Source organism: Caldisericia bacterium (genome assembly GCA_030018355.1).
Taxonomy (GTDB): domain Bacteria; phylum Caldisericota; class Caldisericia; order B22-G15; family B22-G15; genus JAAYUH01.
The window spans coordinates 296,508-303,186 of sequence record JASEFN010000002.1 but is presented as its reverse complement, the minus strand read 5'-3'; the positions used below and the strand labels follow the sequence as shown (position 1 = coordinate 303,186).

At 26.5% G+C, this 6,679-nt stretch carries 8 protein-coding genes; 5 read left to right on the top strand and 3 right to left on the bottom strand.

What is annotated here, in order from left to right:
- The coding region (locus QMD25_03130) for an SH3 domain-containing protein (GenBank protein MDI6860992.1) at window positions 1–361 on the bottom strand (361 nt) is incomplete at its 3' end.
- Entirely contained in the window at window positions 351–809 is a 459-nt protein-coding gene (gene smpB, locus QMD25_03125) for an SsrA-binding protein SmpB (protein MDI6860991.1), read from the bottom strand. The genes smpB and QMD25_03130, both read right to left, overlap by 11 nt.
- A gap of 98 nt (window positions 810–907) precedes the next feature.
- Here smpB and QMD25_03120 point away from each other — a divergent pair, with 98 nt between their 5' ends.
- Genes QMD25_03120 through QMD25_03100 form a run of 5 tightly spaced genes read left to right on the top strand, consistent with a single transcriptional unit; the run spans window position 908 to window position 4,140 of the window.
- Window positions 908–1,369 (top strand): LapA family protein, encoded by a 462-nt coding sequence (locus QMD25_03120; protein ID MDI6860990.1) that lies wholly within the window; start codon window positions 908–910, stop codon window positions 1,367–1,369.
- Complete coding sequence (locus QMD25_03115; GenBank protein ID MDI6860989.1) at window positions 1,347–1,853, top strand: QueT transporter family protein; 507 nt, start codon at window positions 1,347–1,349, stop codon at window positions 1,851–1,853. The genes QMD25_03120 and QMD25_03115 overlap by 23 nt, the downstream gene beginning before the upstream one ends.
- The gene (locus QMD25_03110) at window positions 1,850–2,695 is read left to right on the top strand and encodes a nitrilase-related carbon-nitrogen hydrolase (GenBank protein MDI6860988.1); all 846 of its coding nucleotides are present in this window, start codon (window positions 1,850–1,852) and stop codon (window positions 2,693–2,695) included. The genes QMD25_03115 and QMD25_03110 overlap by 4 nt, the downstream gene beginning before the upstream one ends.
- Window positions 2,676–3,497, top strand: a complete 822-nt coding sequence (locus QMD25_03105) for an NAD+ synthase (GenBank protein ID MDI6860987.1) — start codon at window positions 2,676–2,678, stop codon at window positions 3,495–3,497. The genes QMD25_03110 and QMD25_03105 overlap by 20 nt, the downstream gene beginning before the upstream one ends.
- Window positions 3,490–4,140: an HAD family hydrolase gene (locus QMD25_03100; protein MDI6860986.1), complete on the top strand. Its 651-nt coding sequence runs from the start codon at window positions 3,490–3,492 to the stop codon at window positions 4,138–4,140. Before QMD25_03105 ends, QMD25_03100 begins: the two co-directional genes overlap by 8 nt.
- On the opposite strand, the gene QMD25_03095 is transcribed toward QMD25_03100, so the two are convergent.
- A complete protein-coding gene (locus QMD25_03095) occupies window positions 4,130–6,664 on the bottom strand; it encodes a PAS domain S-box protein (GenBank protein MDI6860985.1) in 2,535 nt (844 codons plus the stop codon). The genes QMD25_03100 and QMD25_03095 overlap by 11 nt on opposite strands.
- Window positions 6,665–6,679 lie beyond the last annotated feature (15 nt).

The following is a 6,679-nucleotide window of genomic DNA, read 5'->3' as shown; positions in this document are numbered from 1 at the left end:
AGTTAAGACCTGGGCCTGTTCTTATATTTGTTGGAGGGGTGATGATAACTTCTTTGTTTTCGACTGGTTTCTCTTCAATTGTTCTAACTTCAACAACCCAAGAGGCAACAAAACCCTCTTTTCCAATTTTTTCTATCTTCACCTTATACCAAACTCTTCCATCTGAATCTTTTGCTTCAGAAAGAACTTTAAGAACCATTCTTTCTGTTATTGTTGTGAGAATATCGTAGTTAAGACCTGGGCCTGTTCTTATATTTGTTGGAGGGGTGATGATAACTTCTTTAATCTGAGATTTTACAAAAGAAAATGGTATTAAAAAAAGAGACAATAAAAAAATTAAAAGAGCCTTTTTAATAACCATATTTAATTTCTCTCTCTATCCTCCTTTTAAGTTCTCTTTCTTTTATCTCTCTTCTTTTATCATAAAGTTTCTTTCCTTTTCCTAAACCAATTAATACTTTAATTAAACCTTTCTCATTTAAATATATCTGTAATGGAACAACAGTGTAGCCTCTTTCAGTTACTTTTCCCATTAATCTAAATATCTGATTTTTATGAAGTAAAAGTTTTCTTTTTCTCATTCTATCATGATTTCTAATTGAAGCATTTGGATAAGGACCAACATCTAAATTTACAATATATGCTTCACCATTTTGAAATTTAACATATGAATCTTTAAAACTAACTCTTCCTTCTTTAATAGATTTTACCTCACTTCCTAAAAGAGAAATTCCTGCTTCAATCTTTTCTTCAATATCCAATGTTTGCATTGCTTTTTTGTTTGTTGCAATAATCTTTTGTTCACTCATCTTTTAAATTATACTATAACATTAGATTATAAAAATAAAAATAGGTTTCAGATTTGATATAATAAATTAACTTGATAAAATTTTTATAGGAGGTGAAAATGATAAGAACTATAATTTATCTTATTCTTTTTATCCTCACTCTTATTTTTCTATTTCAAAATGGAACAACACCTGTTACTATAAAATTTTTGAGGTGGGAAACTCCAACACCTATTCCTGTCGGTTTTGTAATTATTGGCGTGCTTCTTGTTGGTGGAGTTATTGTATGGCTATACCATTTGCCAAAAATAATTTTTTTAAAAACAAAAGTAAAAAATCTCGATAGAAAAATAACTATTCTTATGGAAGATATTAAAAGGAAAGAGAATGAGATAGAAGAACTGAAAAAGAAAAAAGATGAACTTGAGGGAAAAATTAAAGAGAGATTAGAAGAAAAAACAGAAACTGAGAAACCAAAAGAGGAGATACAAAAAGAGAGTGAGGAGAAAAAAGAAGATAAAAAAAGTATATTTTCATTTTTAAAAAGAAAGAGGAGAGATGAAAATAAAGAATCTAATTAGAGGAGCATTAATTGGTGCATTATATTTTGCTTTAACTGTTCTTTTTGCTCCAATTAGTTTTAAAGCATTTCAAATTAGAATTTCAGAAAGTTTAACTCTTTTACCATTTTTAACAAAAGAGGCAATATGGGGGCTTTTTGTTGGATGTTTTATTGCAAACTTTTTCTCTCCATTTGGAATTATTGATATAATTTTTGGTTCTATTTTAACTTTAATTGCAGCATATCTTACATATCTTTTAAGGAGAACAAAAAAACTTTTTTTAGCACCAATTCCGCCAATTTTATTAAATGGCTTTGGAGTTTCTTTTTATATAACACTTCTCTCAATGGAAAAACCATCATTAAATCTATTTCCTTTAAAATTATATCTTTCTATCTCACTATCTATAATTTTAGGCGAAACACTATCAACATATTTAATAGGTTTACCTTTGACTTTCTATTTATCAAAATTAAAATTTTTTAAGGAGGAAAATATATGAGAGTATCTCTTGCTCAAATTAACACAAACCTTGGAGGTATAAAAGAAAATATAGATAAACATAAATTTTTTATTAAGAAAGCAATTGAGAATAAAAGTGATCTTATAGTTTTTCCTGAACTTTCAATATCTGGATATTACCTTCTTGATGGAGCACTTGAAGTATCTATGAAAAAAGAAGAAATTTTTGAAATTTTTAAAGAAGAATCAAATAAAATCGACATTTCTCTTGGTTATCCAGAATTGGGTGAAGATGATATAACTTATATTTCACAAATATATTTATCAAAAGGAAAGATTTTAAATAATCACAGAAAAATATATCCACCAAATCATGGAATGTTTGAAGATTTAAAATTTTTTGGAAGAGGAAAAAAAGTAAAAGCATTTGAAACCTCTTTCGGAAAATTTGGAACTTTAATTTGTAGAGACTTCTTTCATCCTTCTCTTCCCTTTTTATATTATTTACAAAACATACATTTATTAATCCTTGTATCTGCAATTCCAGTAAGAGGTGGTTATAGAGAAGAAAGCATTTCAATTTATGAATCAACAGAACGCCTTTTATCAATTTATTCACAAAGATTTCAATATTTTATTGTTTTTGTTAATAGAGTTGGATTTGAAGAGGGGATCTCATTTATGGGTGGTTCAATGGTTTTTGATTCATCAGGAAAAAAAATATTAAGTTTACCTTTAATAAAAGAGAGTCTTGAAACTGTTGAGATTGATTTTGAAAATATAAAAAGAGATATATATAATTTACCTTTAAAAAGAGAAGAAGATATCAATTTAATTTTTGAAAATTTAAAGGAGATAAAAGATGGTGAGTTTAAAGATTAATTTGCCATTTACAAGAGATTTAATAATTTCTTTTATTAAAGAAGAAAGTGAAAAAATCGGTCTCAAGAAAGGGATTATTGCAATAAGTAGTGGTATTGATTCAACTTTAGTTAGTTTTCTTTCGACCCTTTCTCTTGGAAAAGAAAATTTAGTTTTAGTGAATATGCCATATGGTAAATTAGGAGAAAAAGGGAAAGAAGATTCAATTAAAATTGCAAGTGAACTTGGAGTGCCCTTAGAAATAATTGATATAAAAAATATAGTTGATTCTTATTTTAAAGAAGATGTCGATAAGATAAGGAAAGGTAATTTTATGGCAAGAGTGAGAATGGCTATTGTTTTTGATATATCAAAAAGAGAAAATGGATTTGTTATTGGTTGTTCCAATAAAAGTGAACTTCTTGTTGGTTATTCAACTTGGTATGGAGATATGGCAGCATCAATTCTTCCGATTGGGGATCTTTATAAAACACAAGTTTGGGAGTTAGCAAAATTTGTTGGAGTTCCAGATTACGTTCTTAAAAAAGTTCCCTCTGCTGAACTTTGGGAAGGACAGACTGATGAGGGTGAGATGGGAATTACATATAATGAGTTAGATCAAATTCTTTATCTTTTAGTAGATAAAAGAATGAAAATTCAAGATATAGTTAAAGAGGGTTTTGATATTGAGAAAGTAAAGAAAGTTAAAAAAATGGTCATTAACTCCCATTTCAAAAGAAGACTTCCTCCAATTCCAAAAATATCAGATAGAACTGTTGGAATAGATTATCTTTATTTTAGAGATTACAAAAATTATGATTAAACTCATAATTTTTGATTTTGATGGAACACTTTTTGATACAAAATATGATATTGCAAGAAGTGTAAATATATATTTAAAAGAACTTGGTTTTAGAGAACTTCCAGAAGAGAAAATCTTTAAATTTATTGGGAATGGTTCAGACTATTTATTAAAAAGGAGTTTAGAAGAATTAGGCGAAAAGGATTTCAACAAATATAACATTGAAAGATTTTTAGAAATTTATAACGAAGAGGCTACAAAATCTGTAAAACCATTTGATGGAATTGAATGTGTTTTAAAAGTGTTAAAGGATAAATTTAAAATTTATATTGTTACAAATAAAGACGAAAATAGTGCGAAAATCATTTTAAAAAAATTTGGTTTTGAAAAATATTTTAATAAAGTTATTGGAAGGGACACATATAATTTGAAAAAACCAGATGCAAAACTTATGGAAATTATAATTAGAGAGGAAAATTTAAGGCCTCATGAGGTTTTAGTAATTGGTGATAGCGAAATAGATTTTCAATTTGCCAAAAATTTAAACACAAAAGTAGCTATTGTTTTGTGGGGAGGAATTGGAGAGAAAGAAGAGTTAAAAAAATTAAATGCAGATTATATTTTATATGAACCAATAGAGATATTAAACATTTTTAAATATTAATTTTTCCCTCTTCAATTAATTTTAAAGCAATATCTACAACTTGATGGTCATAATATGACCCTTTATATTTTATTAATTCATTTATTATTTCTTCCCTTGATAATCTTGGTCTATATGGTCTATGTGAACTCATTGCTTCTATACTATCTGCAACAGATATTATCCTTGCTTCAATTAAGATTTCGTCATCTTTTAAGCCCAATGGATATCCACTTCCATCAATCCTCTCATGATGTTGGAGAACAATATCTTTTATATTCCATGGAAAATCTATCTCTTTTAAAATTTCATAACCAATTTCAGGATGTTTTTTAACAAAATCCCAATCTATTGGTGAAAGTTTTGTTGGTTTATTTAAAATTTCAATTGGAAGTTCAATTTTACCAATATCATGAACAAGTCCAGCAATCTTTACACTTTCAATTTTAAAATTTGAAAGATCCATCTCTTTTGCAATTAAAACAGCATATTCAGATGTTCTTTTTTGATGTCCTGCAGTAAAAGGTTCTTTCATTTCAACAATTTTTGATAGAAGATTTATAGTTTGATAAAAAGATTTATTCAATTCCTCTTCTTTTTTCTTTAATAGATTAAAGTTTCTTATTGATTCAGAAACATCTCTTATTAAAGCAAGAACTTTATCTTTATCAAGTTTTACGAATCTTGCTTCATAAAAACAAATTTCATCTCTATTATAAGGACAAGGAAGTTCATATATAAATGACGGGATTATATTTTCTTTTAATGCTTTTTTAATTGAAGAAATTGCTCTTTCTGCAATCTCTTTGTTAAAAATTTGAGATATATTTTTTCCAAGGAAATCCTCTGGTTTTAATAAAAGTTTTCTTAAATCTCCGTGATAATTCAAAAAATTTCCATTTTTATCAAATATAAAGATAAGATCTGGAATGACATCTATAATTGCTCTTAATCTATTTTCTTCTATTTTAAGATTTTCATAATATCTTACTCTATCATCAATATCTTCTACAAGAGTTATAAAATATTTGATTTTACCATTCTCATCTTTTATTGGATTTGATGTAATTTTCCCCCAAAAAACACTTCCATCTTTTCTTATAAATCTTTTTTCAAGTGTATACCCTTCTATCTCTCCTCTTTTTGCACTTTCAAAGAGTTCAATATTTTTTTCTAATTCTTCTTTATGAGAATAATCTTTGAATGTGAGGTTTCTTAACTCATCAATTGAATAACCTAACATTTTTTGCAATGCTTCATTACTTGAAATCACTTTTCCATTAGTATCAATCAAATTAACTCCAATAGAAAATTGGTCAAAAATTCCTTTAAAAATTTCTTCTTTCTCTTTCAAATCAATTGAATATTGAACTTCTTTTGTAATATCAACTATTGCATTTACAGTATATAAAAAATTTCCTTTTTCATCATTAACTCTTGCAACATAAACTCTATTGTAAGCAATATTCCCATCCTTTCTTATAAATCTTAAATCAACTGTATAACTATCAATTTCACCATTTACAAGTTTTTGATAAAGTTCTTTATCTTTGTTAACATCCTCTGGATGAACTATTTCTTCAAATTTTTTGTTTAAAAGTTCACCCTCTTTATAACCAAGTATTTCTGCTCTTTTTTTATTAACATAAATATATTTACCCTCTTTATCTAAAATTGAAAATCCAACATTTGTTGAATTTAAAATTTTTTCATACCTTTCCTCACTTTCTCTTAATTTTCTTATATATTCTTTTTCTTTAGTTATCTCAATTGTTGACTCAACAACATATTGGACCTCTCCATTATTATCTATAAGAGGGATACCTTTAATAAACCAAACCCTTCCGTCTGGTGTTTCTATCTCACCTTCTTCATATCTTTTTGTCATAAATGCTTTTTGAACAGGACAATTTATACAAGGAACCTCTCTTTTATGCCATATTTCAAAACACCTTTTTCCAATTAATTCAGTTGGATCTTTATTAACTGAATCACCAGCAGATTTATTTGCAAAAAGAATTGTTAAATCTTTATCTTGAATTGTTATTAATTCTTTTACATTATTTACAACTTTTTCAAGAAACTCTTTCTGGTTTTTTAAATTTTTGATAAGTTCCTCTCTTTCAAGAGATGCTTCAATTACTTCAATTCCTCCTTTAAGAGCATAAATATCAAAAGGAGAAATTTCTCTTTTTTCTTTCAAAATTTCAAATTTTATAACTCCAATTAAATTGTCCTTTATAAATAAAGGAAAAATTACACAATTTTTAAAATTTAATGTTTCATCTTTTTTTAATAACTCAATTTCATTTTTATCAAATTTAATTTTATCATCATGCTTTTCAATTGAATCATCTCTTATCCATTCATATTTTTTATTAAAAACATCATCTTCTTTTTCAAAAAAGATTGCTCTATCAAAATTTCCTCCTTCTCCAACTTTTCTCAATGCAAATAAAATTTTATCTGGAGTTATTTGTGATTTTAATAATTCTAGTGTTATTTCTCTAACACTATTTAAAATATTATAATAAATTATATCCATCTTTTTAATTATAGC